This window comes from Scytonema sp. HK-05, assembly GCF_963872035.1.
Lineage (GTDB): Bacteria > Cyanobacteriota > Cyanobacteriia > Cyanobacteriales > Nostocaceae > Kalymmatonema.
In genome coordinates, this window is the sequence record NZ_CAWMYC010000129.1 from 1 (window position 1) to 23,865 (window position 23,865).

A 23,865-nucleotide genomic window follows, 5' to 3' on the forward strand; every position below is an offset into this window, starting at 1 on the left:
GCTAAATCGAAGATTATAGCGCGGGTCTTATAGCCCCCGAACCCCCACTAGATAAATTGCTTTGCTGCTGGACTCGTTTTACGCGGCACGACTAAATAAACGACTCGACTAATGGGATAAGTCCCATTTTCGATAGCAGTTTTATCAGTCGGAGAAATGCCGTTAATCGGGATAAAGCGGACAGTTTTTTGATTTTCTATCTGGGAAACCGTGCTGTAACTGATGCCGTTATCACCCAAAGCACGTAATATCGAAGTGGTTTCATCTTTCTTGACTGTGGTGAAATTTGCACTATCAGCTGCAAAAGGCTCCTCTAAAAGCACCGCTTCCTGAAACAATGTATATGTACCACTGTCTGGAGAGCGGTTAATCACTTTGATTGGCAGGTTGGGACCTCCTACCTGTGACCAGTTGGTGATTTTCCCCTGAAAAATTCCCTTCAACTGTTCTATTGTCAATTCCCCTTTGTACGGATTGTTGATGCCGACTGCTACAGCCAAAGCATCTCTTGCTATTGGGACTTGCACCAATCCAGCCTGTGCTTCATCAGGCTTGAGGGGACGTGAACTCGCTGCCATCAACACTCTGCCGTCCCTTAAATTTTGAATTCCTTTGTTAGTGCCATTGGGACTGCCATTTGGTAAGCCATAACTTGTAGGCAAGGAAGGGTTCACCGGATTAAAGGCAATTTGAAGCTGCTTCATCAAAGCCACTATCGTGACGCTACCATCAATACTCAACAGGTTTGGATTGGGCAGACTGGTATCCAACCTTGAAGAGTCATATGCTTGTTCCGCGCCCCTTTGGGATGCAGAGGGTTGAGTCTGTTGCTTGAACCCAAAAGGCAAGCTATTGCGGAAGTACCACACACCAAACCCTAGAAGCCCAAGAGTGATGAGCAGAGATAGCACCAAGGTGAGTGTTTCTTGATTGTTGCTTTTATTAGCCATGTGGGATGTTAGTTATTGGGACTTTGCAATTTGGGCGATCGCCGTAAAGCGTGGCACCTGTGCAATCGCAAATGCTGTAGCACCTAACCTCATTAGTCTGGTCGCCATCCAATGACAAGTATTACCCAAAACCCTGCCGTTAAGTAGTTTAGCCTACAAAGAACCACCGCTTTGATTGCTTGAAACATTGCTCAGAATGGCTCCTGTGGCAACGCCAAAAATATCAGCCACAGAGAAATCAATTGCTCCTATACTATCGCGAGTTCACCCAAAATGCCTAAATTCAGAAGCCCTATATTTGTGACAATCATTTCTTTGTGAAGTTTTGCAATTTCAATTTTTGTAAAAGACAGTGTTTTGCCATTACGTTTTTATTAGTAGGAAAAGTGGGAAAAGTAGATTGATACATATTATTCTTGTTTCTAAAAAAGTAGGAAAAGTGGGAAAAATGCTCGGCATATTATTGCGTGCCTCATTCTTCTTATTACTTCAATAAAAGATTTATGTTTAGTAAACTAAGTACAGTTATTTATATTATTTATATAAAGATAAATACAAAAGTGAATTTAGAAAAATTTGTCATGCTATCTTTCTAAATGTCTGGAACGAACAAATCGATTTTCAGACAACTCAATTCAATTAAGTTGAAGGAGTAAAATCATGAATCCACTTTTCACTGAAATTACAGAATCTGAAGCAACCAGCGTTGTGGGTGGTATCGGCTTCTTACCTACAGTTCCCTTTCTATCGAACAATGCGATTGCAAGTGCTTCAGCTAGTGCTAGCACTTCCCCTCAGTTCATAGATATAGCCTACCCTGAAACTTTTGCTTTCGCTAATACAGCACAAGATGACTTAAATAGTGCAGCGGTAGCAGGTTCTCAATCACGTGTTTTCTATCTCGAGTAACTGGTACTGCATGGTTTGGAAACTGTGTGGTTGATACTAGCTGTACATCAACGACACCAGTATGCAAACTACCACTTGGGCGTGGGTCAATATGGTTCAGTATATGCCTTCACCGTAAAGGTGTAGAGCTACATAAACTAAGCCTGGAACGACAGGCTTAGTTTATACAGCCTTGAGCTTTAGCTTGTCAGCTCATCCGATGAACCATATTAAGGGATGTGCAAGAAAGGATGGAAGCCATTCTTGCTTTTCAACGACTTTCCCACGCTCATTTTCTCATTTATAGCGGTGAAATGCAAATATTTTCTATGAGATAAAGACGAACTTATCACTGTGACATTGAAAAAATGTATGCTTTTTTAGCAGTATATTAATACTAAAAAAAGCATATTTTTTTATAAAAAATTTTTTTTATAAAAAAATATGCAAATCTAATAAAATTGAGAGAAGTTACTTTGCTACTTTTTTAAATAATTAATTGCAAGAGTTACGTAGTTCCATCATTTGAGTAAACACCTCTAGATGATAGGTGCTTTGTTTTGAAAAACAGGGGAATATAGACAAGCATTTCTGTATGAAACACACTTGCGTTTTACAATACAGTGAAGAAGATTGCGGTGCTGCTTGTTTAGCTTCTATCGCTAGGCATCATGGACGTACTTTCACACTGAATCACATCCGTGAGGTGGTAGGTACTGGACAGTTAGGCACAACTTTATTAGGGCTGAAACGAGGAGCAGAAACCCTTGGATTTAATGCTCGCACAGTGAAAACTTCGCCAGAGTTGTTAAATCGGATGAATGAAGCGCCTCTACCAGCAATTATTCACTGGAAAGGTTATCACTGGGTTGTTTTATACGGTACGAAAGGCAAGAAATGTGTCGTCGCCGATCCAGCGGTAGGAGTTCGTTATCTTTCTAAAAAAGATTTAGCAGAGGGTTGGACGGATTGGTTGATGCTTTTGCTAGAGCCTGATCCAGTTCGGTTTTCTGCTCAACAGAACGATCAAGTTGGAGGCTTTTGGCGTTTTTTCCAGCGCGTCTGGATTTTTCGCTCAATTCTGGCGCAAGCTTTACCTTTAAACTTCATTCTGGGGTTACTCTCTTTAGCTTCCCCTTTTCTGCTGCAAATCCTGACTGATGATGTGCTGGTACGCGGTGATACGAGGCTACTGACTACGGTGGCGATCGCTGTCGTAACCATGAATTTGATTTCTAGCAGCCTTTCCTGGGTGCAGTCTAACTTAATCGCTCACTTTGCTCAACGTCTACAATTAGGGCTAGTCCTAGAATTTGGGCGTCAAATTCTGCAATTACCTCTTTCTTACTACGAATCTCGACGCAGTGGAGAAATTGTTAGTCGCTTGCGAGATATTAACGAAATTAATCAATTAGTTTCTCAAGTCGTTATCTCTCTACCCAGTAGATTCTTTATTGCGGTCATTTCTTTGAGTTTGATGATTTTCTATAGCTGGAAACTGACTGTAGTAGCAATGTTCATCTCTGTGGTGATGAGTTTATCTACGATAGTATTTCAGCCTACTTTACGGGAAAAAACCCGTGAACTTTTAGTCACAGAAGCAGAAACACAAGGCATTTTAGTAGAAACATTTAAAGGCGCACTCACTCTCAAAACAACTACAGCTGCACCCCAATTTTGGGATGAATTCCAAAACCGATTTGGTCGTCTTGCTAGCGTCACACTCCGGACTGTTCAGATTAGCATTATCAACAATACTTTCTCTGGTTTGGTTTCTGGTATTGGCAGTATTGTTTTACTATGGTTTGGCGGTAATTTGGTGAGTAACCCAGCGGAGAATTTAAGTATCGGGCAATTGCTAGCATTTAACTCGATGAACGGTAATTTCCTGGGGTTGATTAGTACTATCATTAGTTTTGTCGATCAATTTACACGTGCAAAAACTGCAACACAACGCTTGACAGAAGTTATAGATGCTACCCCAGAAAATCAAGGCGACGGGAAAAAGCAGTTTGTAAAAATACAAGGAAATGCTGATATTGTTTGTACTAAAGTCAAGTTTCACTATGCAGGTCGGCTTGATTTATTAGAAGACTTTTCTTTAACAATTCCTGGCGGTAAAGTTGTAGCTCTCATTGGTAAATCTGGTTGTGGGAAAAGCAGTCTAGCTAAAATCATTGCCGGGTTATATCCACTGCAATCTGGTAATATTCGTATTGGACTTTATAACTTAGATGACCTTGCTCTTGATTGTCTGCGTCAACAAGTGATTTTAGTTCCTCAAGACGCTCACTTTTGGAGTCGTTCCATTATTGAAAACTTTCGCTTAGGAGCACCCCACTTAAGTTTTGAGCAGATTGTGCGAGCTTGCCAAATTGCTGAAGCTGATGCATTTATTAGTAAACTACCCGACAAATATCAAACTATTTTAGGTGAATTTGGCGCAAATATTTCTGGTGGACAACGTCAACGACTAGCAATAGCACGAGCGATCGCCACAGATCCAGCAATCCTCATTTTAGATGAATCTACCTCTGGACTCGATCCAGTGAGTGAGAACCTTGTGCTGGATAAACTGTTTAAACATCGTCGCGGTAAAACCACGATTTTGATTACCCATCGTCCCAAAGTCATTAATCGCGCTGATTGGGTTGTGTTGTTAGATCAAGGAAAGTTAAAACTTCAAGGCTCTCTGGAGGATTTACACTCAAAAGAAGGAGACCATTTGGACTTTTTAATACTTTAGCTCATGGCGAATCGCTTATAGAACAATACGGTTCAGATAAGACGAAAATCCTTAGTAGAACCACATTGTAGAGACGCGCTGTTTGAAGCGTCTCTACAGAGAACGCGAATGCCACTAAAATCCTTAACTGAACCGTATTGGCTTATAGAAGAAATTTAGCAGACTAAGTAGCAATTATGTATATCGAGAAACAAAAGCTTCTCTCCTCGCTTCAAATTCCCTCGATTCAAACTGACGGGTTTCTCCCTCCTATTAGTCCTTGGACATCTTTAGCTGGAGTTTTTCTTGTTGGAACTGTCGGTGCTGCGTTTAGCCTCGCTTGGTCTGTAAAATACAATGTCACAGTGAAAGCTAGTGCTAATGTGCGTCCCACAGGGGAACTTCGGCTCGTGCAACCAGAAATAGAAGGAACTGTTAAACAGATTTTTGTCAAAGAAAATCAAATAGTCAAGCAGGGAGATAGAATCGCCCTCCTTAATGATGAGCAACTGCAAATAAAAAAGAGCCAGGTTAAAGGCAATATTGAGCAGAGCAAGTTACAACTGATTCAAATGTATGCTCAAATCAAAACTTTAGATGTTCAGATTGTTGCTGAAAAGAGAGTTATAGAACAGATAATTTCTTCTGCGAAAACGGAATTGGCACGTAATCAGCGAGAATATCAAGAACGAGAAATTACAACGACAAGCGACTCAGTAGCTGCAGAAGCAAATTTGCAAAAAGCAGAAGTTGATTTGCAAAAAGCCAAGGTAGATTTAGAGTTTGCTATCGTAGATCGCGATCGCTATGAGCAGTTGTCACAAACCGGAGCAGTTGGTCGGCGTGAATTTGAACAGAAAAAACTAGCTGTTGAACAAGTAAAATTAACACTACAAAGTCAACAAAAAGCTGTTGATATCGCTAAAGCCAAAATTCAATCAACTAAAGCCGCTCTTAATCCCAGCTACGCAACGGTTGACATAGCAAAAAAACGGATTGACCAAGAAATTGCTAAAGGTGAAGCAGCGATCGCGACTTTGCTCAAAGAAAAAGAAGCCTTAATTCAGCGGCGAGCTGAAATACAAAACCAAATAAACCAATCTCGAAAAGACATCCAACAACTTGATACTCAACTCAAAAGTAGCATAATTCGTGCCACCACTAACGGTGTTATTCTTAAGCTAAATGTGTACAACCCTGGTCAAGTTGTGCGTACTAGCGAACCTATTGCCCAAATTGTGCCTCTTAATGCTCCTCTAGTTATTAAAGCCATGATTCCTCCTGCTGACATAAAAAAAGTCGCAGTTGATCAAAAAGTGCAATTACGAGTTGATGCTTGTCCCTATCCTGATTACGGGACTCTCAAAGGTACTGTCAGCGCTATTTCTCCAGACGCCATTACATCTGGAAGCAATTCAGGTACTCTAGCAACGAGTTCCTCAACTGCTGGTGCTAGCTACTTTGAAGTCACAGTAAAACCGGAAACACTAACATTTGGACGTAGCGGATATGAATGCCATCTTCAAGCTGGAATGGCTGCTACAGCTGATATTATTTCTAAACAAGAGACAGCACTGCAATATCTGTTGAGAAAAGCAAGATTAATAATAGATTTGTAAGCAGCTATGAAATTGACCAAAAGCAATATATTATTGCTTTTAGTCACTGTAGCTATTAACCGTTATCCGTTAGCAACTGCTCAACCTTTAGCAGCTAGGTTTTCTTTTAATGAGCGTGCTGAGGTCATTGCTTTACGTTTAGCATTGGCGATAAGACCAATAACGCTACCACAACAGAGTAAAGCTAGAGTACTGGAAGGTTCAGGTGCTGTAACTCTAGTTCTATTGCTCTTAACCTGTACTAAAGCCAGATTTGTTTTGTTGGTAAAAGAGCGTTGCAGAGAACCTCCAAGAGAAGCCGTAGCATATTCTTGATTTCCTCCAAACTCAGATGCGGGGACTGCTAGCTCCCTTACAGTAACATTGTCGCTTTTTTGATATGCGATAAAGTCGTTATCACCTTGAGTCGCTAAATTTCCCGTAAGGCTGAAGAAGTCTAAGACACTGTTATTCGTAGTGTCGATTAATTTGAAAGATATATCTCCAGCTGCTCTTGCATTTTCTGCTGGTGGATTATCTATTGATGTTTCCAAGTCTAAATTTGCTGTAAAGTCAAAAGAAAAAGGTGTATTTGCCTCTACAACAAAATTACCAATAACTTTACTTTGACTTTCCGCCTCTCCTAGGTAATCTTTGTTCTCGCCCAAGGCTACGCTCAAACCTGAAGTGGATGCTTTTGGTGGAGAAACTAGAAAAACTGCACCTGCTTGAGCGAAAGTATCTACATTACCACCATTACCAATAGCAAGGGTGTCGGTGTTAGTCTCAGTTCCAATTCCTAATGGTGTTTGATTAATGTTGGTAAAATTGAAATCTCCTCCAGAGTAAGCAAAAGTAGCAGCTTGACTCGGTGCAGTTCCTAAGACAGAACCAGCTATGAGTGGCGTAGCGAACAGTACACAATGCTGAACAAAAGCTAAGCGTCGCTTCATACAATTCTTTGCCTATATTTGGTGATTAGGTTGGCTAAGTTGCCGTATAAAAATCTGTAAGCAGCATAAATGTGCCTTGAAAATTCAAAGCGTTTACTCTGCTGTGTCTGCAGTTATTCTTTAACTGGGTAGATAATGCAACTTATTTGCACCCAAATACTTGTAATTTGCACTTAAATACCTCTAACAACCGCTTTAGTGTTAGGACGGTATAAGTGTAATTTTCAATGATGTATTTAAGTAGTAATATTAACAGATAAATATAAGTAATTTGTTGTATTTTATGTAAAATAACGGTAAACTTTGTTTGAACAAAAGTTCACGAAAACACGAATAAAATTCAAAATCCTTGTTCTATTTTTCTACTATTAGGTTATCTTTAACCTCACTTAATGTGTCCTCTTCGGAAGCTAACTGAGATGTTGAGAGCTATCAACTAAACTCAGTTTTGGGGTAGATCAGTACAAAGACACTGTTCGCGAATTCGTAAAACACCTATGCTAAACTAGTGAGTTCAGCAAGAAGAGATAGATGGCGATCGCTCAACATCACTCACACTAAGCGTCCTGAAGGCGATGATAGAAAAAACATCTACATTTCAAAAAGTCATTGAAGCTGTAGAAGCATTAGATATAGATGCTCAGATTTTGCTGATAGATATTACAGCACATTGCAAGTAAATGAAGTACAACGCGCTTTGTCTAAAAGCCGAGACACTAAGCCCTTTTTACTTCTGACTTCTGACTTCTGAGTTCTGAATTCTGCTGTATTACCAAGCGCCTCAATCAACATAGACGATGCGGAGTTATTAAAGGAAGTTGCACAAGCACAACATGATTATGAACAGGGAAATGTGCGGCGGTGTTCTGTTGCAGATTTGATGGCGGAGTTAGAAGATTGAAGAATTTAGTTTGGAGTTCTGCATTTGCTCGTGCTTTGAAACGTTTAGTACGTCAAAATCCACAATTACGTTCTCAAGTTGAATAAACACTACAAAAACTATGTGAAGATCCTTTTTATCCCAGTTTACACACTCAAAAACTGAAAGGTGATTTAGAGGGTATATGATCGTGTTCTATTGACTATAGCAATCGTATTTTATTTCAGTTTGTTAATAACTCAGATTCAGGAGAAGAGATTTTGTTGTTAACTTTGGATTCTCTTGATGATGTATAGTAGATACAGCAGAATTCAGAACTCAGAAGTAAAAAGGGCTTAGTGTCTCGGCTTTTAGACAAAGCGCGTTGTACTTCATTTACTTGCAACGTGCTGTATATAGTGTCACCCTTCCAAGCGATCGCACTATGTATAGTTTAAGTAAATTTAAATACCTGACACTTTTTTAAAAACCCTTGTGGAATTTCTGGACTCTCTCCCCAATGCTGGTGAATATAAGAAGCGTGTAGAGACGGAAGCAAATTCCAGCCCTCTTCTCCTGTAGATTCTTCGCAATCAAAGCGATAAGTTTGAAACAAAGGTGTACTAGGATTTGAAATTAAACGGGAACGATGAAACTCATGCCCGTAAACGGTTGCACCTGCGCGTACTACCAAACTATTTTGTAAAGCAACGGCTCGACGATACCCCAAGGTAAGACGCCCACCCATCTCGGCTGTTGTGGGCAACACTCCTACCATTGACCACGATTTTCCTTCAAAATCGATTATTTGCTCGCATAGATACATTAATCCTCCACACTCAGCTATTGTGGGCATTCCAGAGAGGATTGCTGTTTTTACTGTATAGCGAGCATTGGCGTTTTCTGCTAGTTGTTGGGCAAAGACTTCTGGAAAACCACCGCCAAAATACATTCCTTGCACGTCCTCTGGTAGTCCAGCATCTTCCAAAGGACTCCAGAAAACGAGTTCTGTACCCAATTGTTGCAGCAAATCAAGATTGTCTTGGTAGTAAAAATTGAAAGCGCGATCGCGGGCTACGGCTATCCTGATTTGGGATTTTGGATTTGGGATTTTGGATTCAATAAGCGATTGGGGACTAGCGATTAGGGATGAAGCAGATTCTTTCCTCTGTTCCCAGTCCCTAGCCCGCAACAATGGTAATAAACGTTCCCAGTCAAAGCAAGTGTCGCCCAAATGGGCAAGTCGGTCAATTACAGCACGTAGTTGGGGGAGTTCTACTGTTGGTACTAAACCCAAATGGCGATCAGGAATTGTGATGTTATCCTCACGTCGCAACACCCCAAGAATTGGTAATTGTAGGGGTTCCAGGGCATCCTTGAGAAGGGATAGGTGGCGATCGCTTCCCACTCGATTCAGTACCACTCCTGCAATCTTCACTCTGTTGTCAAACGAACAATAACCGTGTGCGATCGCAGCCACAGAACCAGACAACCTGCTGCAATCAAGCACCAGCACCACAGGCAAATCCAAAAGCCGTGCAATATGAGCTGTACTAGCAAAATCATTTGCCCCTCCCCTTGATAAGGGCAGGGGTTGGGGTGGGGTGACTCCATCAAATAGCCCCATCACCCCTTCTACTAACGCATATTCACTTATGTCAGCGTGCTTAGCAAAACATTGCTTTACATAAGCTTCCGATGTCAGTACGCAGTCTAAATTACGACAAGCAAGACCCGTAACGTGCTGATGAAACATCGGGTCAATGTAGTCCGGACCAACCTTGAAAGATTGTACTTGTACACCTCGTTGACATAAAGACGCTAAAAGGGTGAGCGTGACAGTCGTCTTACCCACCCCACTGCGTTCTCCCGCAATAACTAAAGCCATAAATTTCTATTAAGGAGTTAAGAGTCAAAACTCCTAACTCCTTAATTTTACTTCTTAAGTTACTTCTTAAGCCCTAATTTGAGAATTTGGGTTGTGACACCAAGGCTTTCTTCAAAAAGTGCCTCATGACCCCAGCGTTGCACCTGCTGGCTTAGCAAAGCTTCTGCCTTTTGTTCAGAAAGTGAAGTGACCTGTTGAAACACACCACTAGACTGGGCACCACCTTGTGTTTCCATCCGCATACAACCACCAGTTTCCGAACAGATCAGAGTACCGCCGTTTGCCTGTGGATTTGTGGAACTTAGGCGCAGGGCAATCAAATCGCCAGGAACTTCACCCACATCACCCACTGGGACTCCTGCTAACTCGGCTTCTATTTGGCGTTGATCTTGGGCAACTAACTGAATTCGTGTAATCTCATAATCTCCGCTTTCGTTTTGATAAGAAACCGGCTGCCATTGCAAGCGACTTGCCAACCAACCCAAAAACAACAGTGCTTGTACAGGGCTGCCTTTTTCGTAATCAATGTTGATTCTATCTACCTCTGTAAGGGCAGCACGACGTTGGGGTGCGTCGTAAGCCTCAGCTGTTAACTCCTGCCATCCTGAAAGACGACGCCAGTTGAGGTCAGCTAGAGGTACACCAGATTCTACCAACTCTTGCAAGCTGAGCAAATCAGTTTCTGGCTTGTTGAAGTAGCAGGAATCTACAATAACATTGTTGCATACTGCCGCTAATCGCTTGAATAAAGGATTGCTGGGGTCTGGCGTTGCTTTCCACCAGAGAAACTTGGGCAAGCCACCTATCAACAATGCCGGAATCATGCCACCGATCCGTTCCAAAGCAGCAGCGGTTCCTGTCAGAGTAATGTACTCGCAGCAGACGAGTGTACTTGCGGACTGCTTTTGAATTGGGCAGTAGGCAGAGACTTGAGCCTTCACCCCGACATCTTCGCCAGCTATGGGAGTCAGGGCAATAATACGGCAGGGGTTACGGCTGGCAATTTCATCAGCAAGTCGGGGGCTGCTGGTATCTGCAACATAGGACGTACCACCAGAACCGTTGTCTGCGGTAGCCCCATTGCCATGACGTTTGGTGAGTTCTTCGCGCAAGACGCCCAAGGTTTCATCTGTTGCTGTTCCAGTCTCAGTCAGACCATAGGTTTTCTGCACTTCTCGTAGTGCTGTTTTCATCTGCGGACCGAGAATGCCATCAATCGGACCTTTGTAAAATCCCAAAGTAGCCAATAGATACTGGGTTTCTTCGGGTTCGTAAACCACTAAACTAAATGTTGTGGCGCGAGTGGCTGCAGGAAGCGCACCGTCTTCACCGGCAATGCCGTAACTTTGCCAAATGCGGCTCAGTTCCGCTTCAATATCTGAGAGCGAAACATCTTTGGGAGCCTGAAGTGAAAAAATCGTAGGAGCTTGGGAAGTCATAGCTAATTTTGGATTTGGGATTGTTAGTTGTTAGTTATGAGTTATTATTTGTTAGTAGTTAGTAGTTAGTTGTTATACTAGCGACTAACTACTAACTACTAACTACAAATCTATAATCTGCGCCAGCGGCGACCATCCTGGTTAATCAACAATTCCGCTTCCGCTGGTTCCCAAGTACCAGCTTCATACCGGGGAACCGATGCTGGATCTGCGGGTGCATCCCAAACAGAAAGGATTGGTGTCACTACCTGCCATGCCGCTTCGACTTCGTCTCCCCGTGTGAATAATGTTTGATCGCCCATCATACAATCTAAAAACAGGCGGTCATAGGCATCGGAAGTTGCTTGGATACCAAAAGAACCATAAGTAAAGTCCATGTCAACGGAACGGGTACGGAATTCCGCTCCTGGCATCTTGACTTCAAAGCGTAGAGAAATTCCTTCATTAGGCTGAATCCGCATTGCCAAAATGTTACCAGCCATTTGTTGGGCGGCAGATGGAAACATCCGAGAAGGAACTTCGCGGAAGTGGATCGAAATCTCACTCACTTTTTTTGGCATCCGCTTACCAGTACGCAAGTAGAACGGAACTCCTTGCCAGCGCCAGTTGTCAACCAGAAACTTCACCGCCACATAAGTGGGTGTCGTGGAATTTGGATTAACTCCTGGTTCCTCATGATACCCTGGGACGGGTTTACCCTTCATCCACCCAGCACTATACTGACCCCGGACTGCAGAACGGTGCAAATTTTGGACATCAGCTAATCGGGTCGCCCGGAGTACCTTGACTTTTTCCGTACGGATGCTGTCGGCATCTAGGGCATTGGGAGGCTCGATCGCGGTGAATAAGAAAAGTTGCATGAGGTGGTTTTGCAACATATCTCGCAGCGCGCCGGAGCTTTCATAATATCCGGCGCGGTCTTCAACTCCCACGGTTTCTGCTACAGTAATCTGAACGTGGTCAACAAATTGACGATTCCACAGGGGTTCAAAAATCGCATTGGCAAAGCGAAACACCAGTAGATTCTGAACTGTTTCTTTTCCGAGATAGTGGTCTATCCGGTAGACTTGCTGTTCTTTGCAATATTTCTGTACCACTCGGTTAAGACTTTGGGCAGAAGCCAAGTCCCGGCCAAAGGGTTTTTCAATCACTAGACGATGTTTGTACGGGTCTTCCAGCATCCCCTCTGAGCCAAGCTGCCTGATTGCTTCTGCAAAGAAATTCGGCGCAACAGACAGGTAGAACATTCGGTTTCCGCGTGTTCCCCTTTTCTCGTCTAACTCACTTAAGAAATTCTTCAGTTTCTGGTAACTTTCAGGCTTGTCGATATCACCAGAGCAGTAGAACAGACCTTGGGAGAAGTCTTGCCAGAGTTCCTCCTGACCGACACCGCCATGAGCTTCTTCCATGCCCTTGCGCATCTGTTCGCGGAAGTATTCGTGGCTCCAGTCCCGACGTGCAACACCAACAATGGTGGTTTCTGGTGGAATGCGCCGTTCTTGTCGCAGTTTGTAAAGTGCTGGTACCAGTTTACGCCAAGTAAGGTCGCCGGAAGCACCAAAGATAACTATGATCTGAGGTTCGGGCATCCGTTGCTGTTGCAGACCAACCCGCAGCGGATTTTCTAGCAGACTGACCATAACAATTTTGGATTTTTAGATGTGAGATTTGCGATGAGAGATTGGGATTTGGGAATTCTTGGTTGTCCAGAGCGTCATAGCTGTAGAGACGCGCCACGGCGCGTCTATACATTTAACCACTATCGACTAACGTTATTACACTGGCGACAACTGTCTAACTTTGGTTTCTAGAGAACCCATCAGCGATTCAAAGGGCTTGACAAACTTATCGATACCATCAACGAGCAATTCGTCCATCACTTTGTTGATATCGATGTTGATGTCTGGGTCTTTGAGGCTTTCTATCAGGTTATAAGCTTCTTCCACAGCTGTGTCAACGCGGCTGGCGACGTTGCAGTGGTCAGCACAAGCTTCAATCGTCGCAGGTGGCAGGGTATTCACTGTGTCGGGACCAATCAACTCATCGACATACATGACGTCGCTGTAGCTGGGGTCTTTGGTGCTGGTGCTTGCCCACAGGAGGCGTTGCACGTTAGCACCTTTGGCGGACAATGCTTTCCATTGCTCAGTCTGAATAATCTTTTTGTATTCCTGGTAAGCAATTTTAGCGTTGGCGATCGCCACTTTTCCTTTGACATCTTTGAGCTTAGCTTCTTGGGTAATGTCATCAACGCCTTTTTTCAATTTGGCGTCAATCTTACCGTCAATATTACTGTCAATCCGGCTGAGGAAGAAGCTCGCTACAGACGAAATCTTGCTAATGTCTTGACCTTGTGCAACCCGTTTTTCTAAGCCGCGAATGTAAGCCCAAGCTGTGTTCACGTAGCTTTGAACCGAGAACAGCAAGGTAACGTTAACGCTGATTCCTTCCGATATTACCTGCTCAACTGCTGGCAAACCTGCCTCTGTGCCGGGAATTTTAATCATCAAGTTTTCCCGACCAACTTCTTGGTAATAGCGGCGGGCTTCTTTGATTGTTGCTTCGGTATCATGAGCAATAGTTGGTGGGACTTCGATGCTCACATAACCATCTAATCCCTCAGTTGCGTCATAAACAGGGCGTAGGATGTCACAAGCGTTACGGATATCTGCAAAAGCTAGGGATTCATAAATTTTGTATGTCGGTAATCCAGCCTTGATCCCCGCTTCAATATCGGCATCATAAATCGCGTTTCCGGCGATCGCTTTTTCAAAGATGGCTGGATTTGACGTGATCCCGCAGATTCCCTTATTTTCAACCAGGTCTTTCAGTTCGCCAGATTGAATAATATCACGGCTCAAATTATCCATCCAGATACTTTGACCGTACTTTTTAATCTCTAGTAGTTGATTAGTTGCCATACCTGTATTCGTTTAACTCCTGCTAATGATGTGTTTAAGTAACGTTTGTCAGGCTGTTAGTTGTTGGTTATTGGTTGTTCGTTGTTTGACTTCCCAATAACTACTAACCATTAACCAATAACTGCTAACCACTAACCACTCACTCATGCCTTCTGTGCTTGCTGCACCCAAGACTGATCTTTTCACATTCAAGAGTGACTGTTGTTAATAAAAGACTCCACCTTTGCGACATCTTTTGGGCTTCCAATAATCAAAGGCGTGCGCTGGTGGAGTTGTTTCGCTACCACGTCTAAGATTTCCATGTGTCCCGTAGTAGCGCGACCACCTGCTTGCTCAATGACAAAGGCTAGGGGAGCGGATTCATAAAGCAAGCGCAGTTTACCTTCTGGTTTGGAAAGTGTACCAGGGTAGAGAAACACACCGCCTTGAAGCAAAATTCTGTGGATATCACTTACCATTGCCCCACTATAGCGAGCGGTGTAGCCTTCTGTTCTGTGAACGTAGCGGACGTATTCCCGAATCGGTTCATCCCACTGCCAAAAATTACCCTCGTTGACGCTGTATATGGAACTGTGATCAGGAATTCGGATATTTTCTTCCGTGAGGATAAACTCTCCTAAGCTGGGGTCGAGGGTAAACGAATGAACTCCCTTACCAATAGTATAGACCAGCATCGTGCTGGGACCATACAATATGTAGCCGGCGGCAATTTGGTTGCGCCCAGCAGCTAGCAGGTCAGCTGCTTCACCATTGAGGTCGTTTCCTTCCTGTTGCCGAATCGCGAAGATGGAACCCAAACTGAGATTTGTATCAGTGTTCGATGAGCCATCAATTGGGTCATACAAAAGAGTGTAGCGACCTATCGGGCAGTTTTCCGGAATGTAGTAGGGGTTTTCCATTTCTTCGGAAGCTAAGCGACAGACTAAACCGCTTTGCTTGAAAACCGAGATAAAGACATCATTGGCATAGACATCCATCTTTTTGACGGATTCTCCTTGCACATTGACTTCCCCTGTAAATCCGAGAACCCCTTCCATTAAGCCTGCGCGGCTGAGGCGACGAGCAATCAGTTTGCCAGCAAGGGCGATCCGATTCATCAGCGCACTCAGATCTTGCGCTTCGGGCGAAAAGCTGTGAAGTTGCTGTAGGACATGACGGGATAATGTTGTACAATCACGATCTAACGCCTTGTCTACGACTTCGCTGCTTACCGACTCTAAAGATTCCGGCACTTTAGCCATTTTTTATTCTCCCTAGAGACTAGGTGTTTGTTGGGTTCATCCCGTGCGTTGCAACTTGTGGTTGCTGCCTCTATCTTAGAAAGGTAATTTGACAATCTAAATGTGATTTTAGATAAACTAAAGAAATCAATCACCTGTAGGTCTATCCAAGGCTAATTCACCAGCTTGGAATGCTATACTTGAGCAAGTCTACCTAGTCTAAATGGAAATTTAAACACAATGGTATCTCGCCATAAATAATTCCATAGGTATATTTATCCAATCAAGCGAGCAGCGCACCTGTAGACGAAAAAAACATTTTTTACTATGTTAACTTGTCATCATCTCCCCGCTCGCTGGGCAGACTCATAGAACAATGGAAAAAACGAAAAGCAGCAAACCCTGCACTCCAATTCGGTTGAACGTTGCTAACTATACTTTAGCATTTTACAAACCGACGAGTTATGACTATGAGCTAGCAGTCACAACTCGTCGGACATAACTTGATCAAATTGTTTTATTGATTTTTTCTAGATATTTCAGCGCTTAATAGCTTGCATAACTAGAAAACAATTTGCTACTATTGTATTTCATCGCTCTTAAGACTATTATCTTTTCACCCAACTACCTTGTCGCTCCTCCTCGCGGGGTTTAGCCTTATTAACTCTAAGTTGGCGACCCATCCATTCAGCTCCATCTAACTCTGTAATGGCAGCGTCCTCTTGGGCATCTTCGCTCATGTCAACAAAGGCAAAACCGCGTAATCGTCCGGTTTCACGGTCAGTAGGTAACACAACTCTTTTGACCTCGCCATATTCTGCAAATACTAATTTTAAATCTGCTTCTGTGGCGCGGTAGGAGAGATTTCCAACGTAAATAGTCATGTGAATCACGTAAGTCGCAACAAAGAGCGAAGAGTTCAGCTTGAAAACAGCTAAAACAAATAGCAGGAATTGCTTTCGTCTCGTCTGATTCACCAACGGCAAAGATTGTAGGAGCAAAGCAACCAAGGAGGTTGCGTCTTCTTACAAGTCAACCAGTGGTCATGCTGAATTTTCGCATACGCTACAGATCATAACTGATTGCGTCAATTTTCAAAGTATGAGATTTTACAAACACCTAAAGGTTCAAATCAGCTTGGCTTATATGTGCTGATATCTTTTATGGTTAATAAAATTTTGTTTAATTTTTTCTAACTTTCAATTAAGAAAAATACCTATTTATGCAGATGCGGAATTTTCAATTTTGAAATTTTCGTATTATCATTTGGCTGAAATGAAATACTTATCATACCTGAGATGAACTGCACACTCCTCTTTAGAAGGAGGCAAGTAAGCAGTTAACAAGGTCTTAATACATCGAGTAGACGAGCAAAGCGCCCTAGCAAATATCTTGCAATAACAAAGAATAGGTATAATTTTTTATACACTAAAGGGATTTCCAACAAAGAAATTATCCCCTAACACTGGCGTGGGGAACTCCCAGAGCTATACGTGCCAACAATCACGCTTAAACACGCAATTGAGCGTCGTTTTAGATTGCCAAACCCCCAATCCTTGCGGGCTACTAAGAAGAAGCCTCGCGGTGGGTTAAAAACACCGCGCAGCATTCTTTTAGAATCTCTGGACTAGAAGTCCGGGGAGTGGTCAATCAATGCTAATCGACTGAGGACCACCAGTTTTGCCATTATGTGCCTGAGTGGGTTCAGTCGTTGAATTCCTGTAGGTTGTTGAACCGCGTTGTTGGTCGAGCCAGCTTTTAACGGGATCGTCAGCAAGGCTGAGTCGAAGCAAACCAGAGACGAAACCGCCCAGAAATGAGACTGGGTGCTGGGTGAATTGTTTAAATATGGGTGTTAATTCATCAATGAACATGAAAAATCTCCTGGTACTTAATTAAAAACTAGGACTATTAAAGCGATCGTAACGTGTGGAGCTATGCCTTCGTGAGGATTGTTATGGTTCTGGAAGCTTTGGGGACTTTATGGTGAGAAAAGCTGGGAGTGCATCTATGGCATCTATGTAGGAATAGAATAAGCGGTGGTAAAACATTCCCAACACAACCACCGCTGTTCATCTCAATTGTATTTACATTGAAGTTTGTTCAGGCATCATGCATTTATCAGAGTCACAACCTGCTGGTCCTGCTTCTATTAACTCGCCGAAATCATAGCGGCTCAAAACAGCATGAAAATCTTCGGTTTGGCGACGCATTTCCACTTCTTTCATGAGCTGTTCGTACTGTTGTTTTGTTATTGGCTCAAATGGTAAGCGAGGAAAAGTTTGAAGATCGTCAAACCGTGCTAGAAGTGCGGCGCTAATGTAGCCTTGATCATCTCTGATAGTTTCATATATGCGAGTTCCCAACGGTTCAACTTCATTTTCCCGTAGCTCAATGGTGGCAGAGGTGTTATGTGTCACATAAAATTTCTGCACTTGCATATAGAAATCCATTTGGGCGATCGCACTAAATTTACTGATATCTATTTGATCAGCACCTGGTAAATCAGCCCACAGTACAGAGACTGGAATTTCCACAAGCCATTCGCTGACTCGGGGATCAAAGGGATCATTCAACAAGTTACCTTGTTCATCTTTGTCGGATTGAGAAGGTATGACATTGTAGCCGTAGTCAATACAGGCTAAAGCTACGGGATCATTTTTGCGGAACGTGATGCGACGAAGAAATCTTTGTGCTTTGGGCGGATGCCATCCCGGACTAGCACCTGTTAATAAAGACTTGGTACCGCTGGGTTGAACTGTGGTACAGCGATTTGGACGTTTGAGATTGTGGCGATCGCAGTAATCCCAAACAACACGCTGCACAGTATTTTTCCAAAAACTTAGGTATTCTTCCTCCTGACGCTTAAACGCCAATCCTTGAGCAGTCGCAGGTCTTCCTTGTTCCCACCAACGTAACCAATCTACCCCAAAAGCTTGAACAAAGAAATCAAATAAGCCTGTGAAAGAAACACCAACAATTGGGTCTAATTCACGGCTGTACTGGTAGCGTGGTTCAATAAATTTGTGATGCAAAAGTGCAGCTACAGAGAGCGCACCTGCTGTGAAAGCCTCCTCCTGTTCTTTGTAGTTATTTGGGTCTATTTGATTTAGGTGAATTTCTGCCAAGTTGCAGTGGAAATTCGAGCCAATAATTTCCATTTTTGTTACCCTAGAGGCTTTTTATCCCCTAGTTCTACGAGTTCCTAATTCCTCGTAGATCCGACTATATTTTCTACTAATGATTGACGATAGCATTAGTAGCCGGAGACTCGTGGAGCCGTTCTTAAGAACGGAGGTAAAACCCAGATTATATTCTTTTTAAAACCCAACAATAAGTGTTTATTTATGGTTTAAAAAGGTTCACTCTCTAGTCTGTACGGTGTCAAAGGTGCTTTAGTTCCTCTAATTACCTCGGTATTCCCAATCGCAGGGTTCACCGAATTTCTCCGGTTTTTAACGTGAGGCAAAACTATCTACCACACGGGTTTAAACCATAGCGAGCCAAACGATGCTCTAACTCACTTTCAGGAATTTGAGGATAATTCTCCTGCAACCAATCTTTGGCTTTTCCCTCAGCGTATGCTTTGAGAAAATCCACTTTTTGTTCATGATTTCTCAAAAGGTCACAGTTAGCTCTAGCTATCGCTTCACCAGCCCATTGAATTGCACCTTCGCCGCTGTAATACTGTTTGCGGACAGCATCAAGACATTCTTGTAATGTGGGCTTTTGGTGAAAAACTCTTGTGTGGTTTGCCATTCTTAGAGCATCACGCTCTGGATCAATGCGCCAGTTGCCATTTTCATCCTGCTGCCAAAGATTGTTCTTAGCATCTGCAAACAAATGATCCTCACTGAAACCTTGGCGCATACCAGCACTGTTATGCGTTAGGTAGCCATCGCAGTAGAAGCAATGAGCTTCTTCGACTTCAATGTCATAAGTTTGGACATGATCGTAACTGCCCAACCCTTTGACGGTAACTGGAATATCCAGTGAAATGTCCGACTCAGCAATATAGCGTTCATAGTTGGCATCCATCAGGCGCGAGCCTTGAAATCCCATTTCTCGCATCTCACTATAAGTGTAAGCCTCTCGCATGATGACACCCGGAACGGTGAAGCCGTACATTTTCAATCCTTGTTTGATCTGTCCCTGAATGCTATGTGGAGCAATAAGAGCGTTGTAACGCTCTTTCAGGGCTGGAATGGTAAGGTTGTACTTAGCTTGCCATCCCTGCTTTTGAGGATGAGTGATCGTCATTCTACCAGCGATCGCCAAGCTGGATAAAACTGCTGCAACTTGTCTGATAAATGAGCGGTAAACTGTCGTAACTAGTTGCGGTGGGCGGTTATTAACAGCACCATCGCTATCCATTAATCCTGCCAGATAAGCTGCTCGGATATCTACTGAACCCTGGAGAATAAAACTGGGAACTTCCAGAGGAACATTAGGCTGCTTAATATACCGATGGAAATATTCTGCCAATCTGATGGATGAGCAGATTGATTTGGCAGTGTTTTCACCCTTAGTTATGCTGTGACTAGCAGTCAGCCCAAATAAAGCTAAAGCAGAATCTATTTTGGCTTGAATTCCTGCCGTAAGTTCTGTATCTGAACTGTTCATTGCCCATTCAACACGACCGTACGGTTTATCATGCTTATTGCGACCAAGAGCAACATAGCCATCACCGTGGGTAAAGCCTATCAGCCAAGCGACTTCCGGTGTCAGATCGGGAATAATAAACGACTTAGCGGTTCGACTTTGAGATGGTCTTTTTTCTGTAAAGTCAACAGGTAAATGCGTCACTGTACCTGGTAGTACTTGTGTATTGTGTAAGAGGCGATCGCCCTCTACTAAACTTGCCACTGACTTCCAGACAATCCCCCCTTTACCATCTGCAAGAACTGCTTGTCTATGGTTTAAAGTTGCCCTTGGGTAGGTAGCGTTGGTTTCAATTTCATAAACATCCTGAAATCCTTGGTCAAATTTATCGACTACTCGCCGAAATCCCAAGGGGGTTTGCACTAAGTCACCCACTTGGACATTACGAATGGAAATCAGACCTTTGGAAGTATGAACCAAGGCGTCTTCAGGTAGACATCTTCTTATATTACCTGCGACAATTGTGACAGCTGCTTCATCAATCAACAAACAGCATTCAACGGAATTTAACTGTCGTCCCACAGCTTTATTCAGGATCGATGCACAACGCTCATACAGCCCAGGCAATTTTACAGGATTAGCAACCCCTCCAAAGCCATTGAGAGGCTCTCCTGCTTGACGTACGTCGCTAATATCAACAATGACTTGAACGTCTCCACAAAAGCGTTCATCAGTTGAGAGTTCCAATAGGCTTTGATATGATTTCACCCAACCTTGACGGCTATCGCCAACGTAAATAGTGACGAGATTGCCTTGTATTTTGACTTCTGTCTCCTCACGACGCTGATCAACAGGAGTACTACCAATCTCACCCCGCACTTGTACTTGAAGACGATTGCGGATCGGGGGTAACTGGTTAATATATTGTGGTTCTAGAACTGCTCCAGTCCCACACCCCATCATTGCTAAATCCACCATTAACCCAAAAGCGCTCCAGTCTTGCAGGTTGGTAGATGTACAATTGTACGCTCCAGAAAAGTTTTTTTGCTCTTTTAGCCAATTTGTACCGCCAACCCATAACCAACGCCCACTGGGTAAAGCTTTTAAGTTTCGTTGCATCCGCTCTAAGATATCAGCCTCATGTGGGAGTAGCTTCCCGAGAGTGATGAAAGCTTGGAGGGTGCGATCGCACACCTGCTCCCAAGTCTCCCTCACCCCAGCCTCTTTCCGGCGGCTGTAGGTTCTAAAAAATACTGGGTTAGCAGCTGGGGCAGTTTCTGGAAATGTTGCACTCTGACGTTTTCTTTCAAGCTCACGAACCATAATCAAGTCTTGTTGCTCGCTGACATAGATTATGACTATACGGCAAGTGAATGAGAGGGTAAAGATTGAAAATTTGTTGAATTTGCGCTACGTGTAGGGCAGCACTCATTGTGGTAAAATTTTATAGCTTTTCTCGTTGAAAGAAAATAGAGTTTAATTGATGGAAAAGTATATAATGTGCAACTAGCCAGTAAAAATCTTATTGCATAAAACGGGGGTAGATATGTGTGAATCCCTATCAGGGATTGTAAATGTTGCCCCTTGGCGTTCTCCCCTTGCCCGTGCTTTGCACCGCAATCGTAGCCAGCCCCACTCCCGCTACTTTCAACTGGCAACTGTCCAAACTGACGGACGCCCCGCGAATCGTACTGTTGTTTTTCGGGGGTTTCTAGGCGATACCAATCTGCTGAAAATCATCACAGATACACGCAGTCAAAAATTCGACCAAATACTTTATAAGCCTTGGGCAGAAGCTTGCTGGTATTTTACCGTCACTCGTGAGCAATTCCGCATAGCAGGAGAACTGAGTCTCATCGATGGTAATCATCCTGACTTAGAACTGCAAAAAGCTCGTCAGTCAACGTGGCAAGACCTTTCAGACAATGCTCGTTTACAATTCGCTTGGCCCCATCCTGGAAAACCTAGAGATTATCAACAAGCTTTCTCACCACCTCTTCTTGATCCCGCTAATCCTCCACCTAATTTTTGCCTGTTATTGTTTGATCCCACTCAGGTGGATCATCTAGAATTGCGTGGCGAGCCCCAAAATCGTTGGTCTTATCTGCGTGGTCACACTTGGTCTACGACTGCGATTAATCCCTGAAGAATTTCTGCTTTCTTTAAAGTTGCAAAAATGTAGTAAGTACCTTAATTTATATTACGGGAATAGTGAAAGAAATTGTCTCTCTTATGTATTAAAATTACAGCATTTTTAGTATAAAAACTCGCATTTTTATGGATTTCTACAAATACCATGCCCTGGGTAACGACTACATTGTTATAGATCCCAACAAAATAGATGTTAGTTTATCCCCAGATAATATTCGACTTATCTGTCACCGAAATTATGGCGGTTTGCAATTGGGCAAGATACAGAAAGAAATAATGAACCACAGATGGACTCTTGCGTGCGTTGCGGAGCCAGCACGCTCAGACGGAGAAGCCAGTGCAGGTGACTGGCGTTGGGGTTCCCCCCGAGTCCCGCAACTGCCGTACAGATGGACACAGATAAATAATTACTTCATTCAATGGAGTTGCGCTATATGAATTCTTTGGGCTTCCGAACAGTTGTATGTACTAAAACTAGCAAAGAAAAAGAGCCAAGAAATAAGTTTCTTGGCTTTTTTCAGTGCGGAAGTTCGTAGTAAGGACTTTAGTCCAATAGACAAGATTGCGGAATGTGAGTTCCATCTGTGTCCATCTGTGTGCATCTATGGTTCATTATTCTTTTTTTTGGAATGAATGCAAGAAGTCCAATACAGTTCAGTTAGTGGTGTTCGGTTACGGAAGCTCCCCCCAACCCCCGATGCATTGGGGGGCTTAATTCCCTCCTTTTTAAGGAGGGTTAGGGAGGATTAACTCTTATCACCAAGCGTATTGGACTTTAGTCCTCTTTACCGACAAAGCAAGGACTCTTGTCCTTACTACAAATAAGTTTTCTTATGGACAATTAAGCGAACATGATAGAACTTGCTTACTTGTTAAATCCCAGATCCATCCAAGAACTCTTCTATGAGCTTATTTTCCAAGCGGCAACTCTTGCGCGTTTCTGCCAAAGATGCCTCATCAGTTAATATATGGGAATTTGAGACGCTAGGTGTTTGAAATGCTGGGTTAAGAGAAGAAAATGAAATTTTTTGCTGTGTTTGTTGCAACTGTTGAATTTGTTGTTCAAGTTGCTCAAGCCTGTCTACTAAAGCACGTATCACTTGGGCTTCAGCATCTGGTAAACTTCCGTGTTCTAGTGGGTTGACTCGAACGCCAGCGCGATAGATAATTCGACCAGGAACGCCAACCACAGTACAGTCGGGTGGCACATCACGCAATACAACTGAGCCAGCACCAATACGGACATTGTTACAAATTTCGATATTGCCCAATACTTTGGCTCCAGCTCCAACGACAACATTTTCCCCCAAGGTAGGATGGCGCTTACCGCATTCTTTACCTGTACCGCCGAGGGTGACACCTTGATAAATCAGGCTATAGTCTCCGACAATCGCCGTTTCCCCAATCACCACACCCATCCCGTGGTCAATAAAAACACCATGTCCAATCACTGCACCAGGATGGATTTCAATTCCGGTCAAAAATCGAGCGATGTGGGAAATCAGGCGGGGGATAAAGGGAATACGAATGCTATACAGCCAATGAGCTAACCTGTGTAAGAGTAGAGCTTGCAAACCGGGGTAGCAAAACAATACTTCCAACCAGTTACGAGCAGCTGGATCGCGTTCAAAGATGATGCGGAAGTCAGTAATGAGTGTAGATAGCACGCTT

At 43.3% G+C, this 23,865-nt stretch carries 18 protein-coding genes and 1 pseudogene; 6 read left to right on the plus strand and 13 right to left on the minus strand.

The genetic code is table 11. From position 1 onward, the window contains the following. Positions 1 to 47 precede the first annotated feature (47 nt). Positions 48 to 950, minus strand: a complete 903-nt coding sequence (locus tag AACT52_RS28500; protein ID WP_083630604.1) for a phosphate ABC transporter substrate-binding protein — start codon at positions 948 to 950, stop codon at positions 48 to 50. A 660-nt stretch (positions 951 to 1,610) separates the two neighbouring features. On the opposite strand from AACT52_RS28500, the gene AACT52_RS28505 reads away from it, so the two are divergent. The 3 genes from AACT52_RS28505 to AACT52_RS28515 all read left to right on the plus strand — a co-directional run bounded on the left by AACT52_RS28505 (position 1,611) and on the right by AACT52_RS28515 (position 6,182). Further along, positions 1,611 to 1,859 (plus strand): hypothetical protein, encoded by a 249-nt coding sequence (locus AACT52_RS28505; protein ID WP_073634201.1) that lies wholly within the window; start codon positions 1,611 to 1,613, stop codon positions 1,857 to 1,859. Positions 1,860 to 2,433: 574 nt separating this feature from the next. Beyond that, positions 2,434 to 4,584, plus strand: a complete 2,151-nt coding sequence (locus AACT52_RS28510) for a peptidase domain-containing ABC transporter (protein ID WP_073634202.1) — start codon at positions 2,434 to 2,436, stop codon at positions 4,582 to 4,584. A gap of 173 nt (positions 4,585 to 4,757) precedes the next feature. Beyond that, positions 4,758 to 6,182: an HlyD family efflux transporter periplasmic adaptor subunit gene (locus AACT52_RS28515; RefSeq protein WP_073634203.1), complete on the plus strand. Its 1,425-nt coding sequence runs from the start codon at positions 4,758 to 4,760 to the stop codon at positions 6,180 to 6,182. A gap of 80 nt (positions 6,183 to 6,262) precedes the next feature. On the opposite strand, the gene AACT52_RS28520 is transcribed toward AACT52_RS28515, so the two are convergent. The 7 genes from AACT52_RS28520 to fbp form a co-directional block, all read right to left on the minus strand. Beyond that, positions 6,263 to 7,114, minus strand: coding sequence for a hypothetical protein (locus AACT52_RS28520; RefSeq protein WP_073634204.1), 852 nt, complete (start codon positions 7,112 to 7,114; stop codon positions 6,263 to 6,265). 1,313 nt (positions 7,115 to 8,427) lie between these two features. Next, complete coding sequence (locus AACT52_RS28525) at positions 8,428 to 9,861, minus strand: cobyrinate a,c-diamide synthase (RefSeq protein WP_073634205.1); 1,434 nt, start codon at positions 9,859 to 9,861, stop codon at positions 8,428 to 8,430. Positions 9,862 to 9,920: 59 nt separating this feature from the next. Beyond that, positions 9,921 to 11,300: a glucose-6-phosphate dehydrogenase assembly protein OpcA gene (gene opcA / locus AACT52_RS28530; protein WP_073634206.1), complete on the minus strand. Its 1,380-nt coding sequence runs from the start codon at positions 11,298 to 11,300 to the stop codon at positions 9,921 to 9,923. 110 nt (positions 11,301 to 11,410) lie between these two features. Beyond that, complete coding sequence (gene zwf, locus AACT52_RS28535; RefSeq protein ID WP_073634207.1) at positions 11,411 to 12,940, minus strand: glucose-6-phosphate dehydrogenase; 1,530 nt, start codon at positions 12,938 to 12,940, stop codon at positions 11,411 to 11,413. Between the two features lie 135 nt (positions 12,941 to 13,075). After that, complete coding sequence (tal, locus tag AACT52_RS28540) at positions 13,076 to 14,221, minus strand: transaldolase (protein WP_073634208.1); 1,146 nt, start codon at positions 14,219 to 14,221, stop codon at positions 13,076 to 13,078. 48 nt (positions 14,222 to 14,269) lie between these two features. Next, positions 14,270 to 14,407 (minus strand): hypothetical protein, encoded by a 138-nt coding sequence (locus tag AACT52_RS28545; RefSeq protein ID WP_158054798.1) that lies wholly within the window; start codon positions 14,405 to 14,407, stop codon positions 14,270 to 14,272. A 2-nt stretch (positions 14,408 to 14,409) separates the two neighbouring features. Then, on the minus strand, positions 14,410 to 15,462 hold the full coding sequence (gene fbp, locus AACT52_RS28550) for a class 1 fructose-bisphosphatase (RefSeq protein ID WP_073634209.1): 1,053 nt from the start codon (positions 15,460 to 15,462) through the stop codon (positions 14,410 to 14,412). A 355-nt stretch (positions 15,463 to 15,817) separates the two neighbouring features. Between fbp and AACT52_RS28555 the strand changes: the two genes are divergently transcribed. Continuing rightward, positions 15,818 to 15,943 carry a hypothetical protein gene (locus tag AACT52_RS28555; RefSeq protein ID WP_272937122.1) on the plus strand — a complete coding sequence of 42 codons (126 nt, stop codon included), beginning with the start codon at positions 15,818 to 15,820 and terminating at the stop codon, positions 15,941 to 15,943. A gap of 106 nt (positions 15,944 to 16,049) precedes the next feature. On the opposite strand, the gene AACT52_RS28560 is transcribed toward AACT52_RS28555, so the two are convergent. The 4 genes and pseudogenes from AACT52_RS28560 to AACT52_RS28575 all read right to left on the minus strand — a co-directional run bounded on the left by AACT52_RS28560 (position 16,050) and on the right by AACT52_RS28575 (position 21,366). Continuing rightward, positions 16,050 to 16,325: an RNA recognition motif domain-containing protein gene (locus AACT52_RS28560; protein WP_041037900.1), complete on the minus strand. Its 276-nt coding sequence runs from the start codon at positions 16,323 to 16,325 to the stop codon at positions 16,050 to 16,052. 762 nt (positions 16,326 to 17,087) lie between these two features. Next, positions 17,088 to 17,315 (minus strand): hypothetical protein, encoded by a 228-nt coding sequence (locus AACT52_RS28565; protein ID WP_073634210.1) that lies wholly within the window; start codon positions 17,313 to 17,315, stop codon positions 17,088 to 17,090. Positions 17,316 to 17,528: 213 nt separating this feature from the next. Next, positions 17,529 to 18,599, minus strand: a pseudogene (gene nrdJ, locus AACT52_RS28570) (ribonucleoside-triphosphate reductase, adenosylcobalamin-dependent); the annotation flags it as partial. A 313-nt stretch (positions 18,600 to 18,912) separates the two neighbouring features. Next, positions 18,913 to 21,366, minus strand: coding sequence for an LAGLIDADG family homing endonuclease (locus tag AACT52_RS28575; RefSeq protein ID WP_233154098.1), 2,454 nt, complete (start codon positions 21,364 to 21,366; stop codon positions 18,913 to 18,915). 223 nt (positions 21,367 to 21,589) lie between these two features. Here AACT52_RS28575 and AACT52_RS28580 point away from each other — a divergent pair, with 223 nt between their 5' ends. Continuing rightward, complete coding sequence (locus AACT52_RS28580; RefSeq protein WP_073634211.1) at positions 21,590 to 22,189, plus strand: Npun_F5749 family FMN-dependent PPOX-type flavoprotein; 600 nt, start codon at positions 21,590 to 21,592, stop codon at positions 22,187 to 22,189. 131 nt (positions 22,190 to 22,320) lie between these two features. Beyond that, a complete protein-coding gene (locus AACT52_RS28585; RefSeq protein ID WP_073634212.1) occupies positions 22,321 to 22,632 on the plus strand; it encodes a hypothetical protein in 312 nt (103 codons plus the stop codon). Positions 22,633 to 23,066: 434 nt separating this feature from the next. On the opposite strand, the gene cysE is transcribed toward AACT52_RS28585, so the two are convergent. Further along, complete coding sequence (gene cysE / locus AACT52_RS28590) at positions 23,067 to 23,861, minus strand: serine O-acetyltransferase (protein WP_073634213.1); 795 nt, start codon at positions 23,859 to 23,861, stop codon at positions 23,067 to 23,069. Between the last annotated feature and the right edge of the window lie 4 nt (positions 23,862 to 23,865).

Coding starts and splice junctions, on each gene's coding strand:
- AACT52_RS28500 (WP_083630604.1), bottom strand. CDS start 950: ATGGCTAATAAAAGCAACAATCAAGAAACACTCACCTTGGTGCTATCT.
- AACT52_RS28505 (WP_073634201.1), top strand. CDS start 1,611: ATGAATCCACTTTTCACTGAAATTACAGAATCTGAAGCAACCAGCGTT.
- AACT52_RS28510 (WP_073634202.1), top strand. CDS start 2,434: ATGAAACACACTTGCGTTTTACAATACAGTGAAGAAGATTGCGGTGCT.
- AACT52_RS28520 (WP_073634204.1), bottom strand. CDS start 7,114: ATGAAGCGACGCTTAGCTTTTGTTCAGCATTGTGTACTGTTCGCTACG.
- AACT52_RS28525 (WP_073634205.1), bottom strand. CDS start 9,861: ATGGCTTTAGTTATTGCGGGAGAACGCAGTGGGGTGGGTAAGACGACT.
- opcA (WP_073634206.1), bottom strand. CDS start 11,300: ATGACTTCCCAAGCTCCTACGATTTTTTCACTTCAGGCTCCCAAAGAT.
- zwf (WP_073634207.1), bottom strand. CDS start 12,940: ATGGTCAGTCTGCTAGAAAATCCGCTGCGGGTTGGTCTGCAACAGCAA.
- tal (WP_073634208.1), bottom strand. CDS start 14,221: ATGGCAACTAATCAACTACTAGAGATTAAAAAGTACGGTCAAAGTATC.
- fbp (WP_073634209.1), bottom strand. CDS start 15,462: ATGGCTAAAGTGCCGGAATCTTTAGAGTCGGTAAGCAGCGAAGTCGTA.
- AACT52_RS28555 (WP_272937122.1), top strand. CDS start 15,818: ATGGAAAAAACGAAAAGCAGCAAACCCTGCACTCCAATTCGGTTGAAC.
- AACT52_RS28560 (WP_041037900.1), bottom strand. CDS start 16,325: ATGACTATTTACGTTGGAAATCTCTCCTACCGCGCCACAGAAGCAGAT.
- AACT52_RS28565 (WP_073634210.1), bottom strand. CDS start 17,315: ATGTTCATTGATGAATTAACACCCATATTTAAACAATTCACCCAGCAC.
- AACT52_RS28575 (WP_233154098.1), bottom strand. CDS start 21,366: ATGGTTCGTGAGCTTGAAAGAAAACGTCAGAGTGCAACATTTCCAGAA.
- AACT52_RS28580 (WP_073634211.1), top strand. CDS start 21,590: ATGTGTGAATCCCTATCAGGGATTGTAAATGTTGCCCCTTGGCGTTCT.
- AACT52_RS28585 (WP_073634212.1), top strand. CDS start 22,321: ATGGATTTCTACAAATACCATGCCCTGGGTAACGACTACATTGTTATA.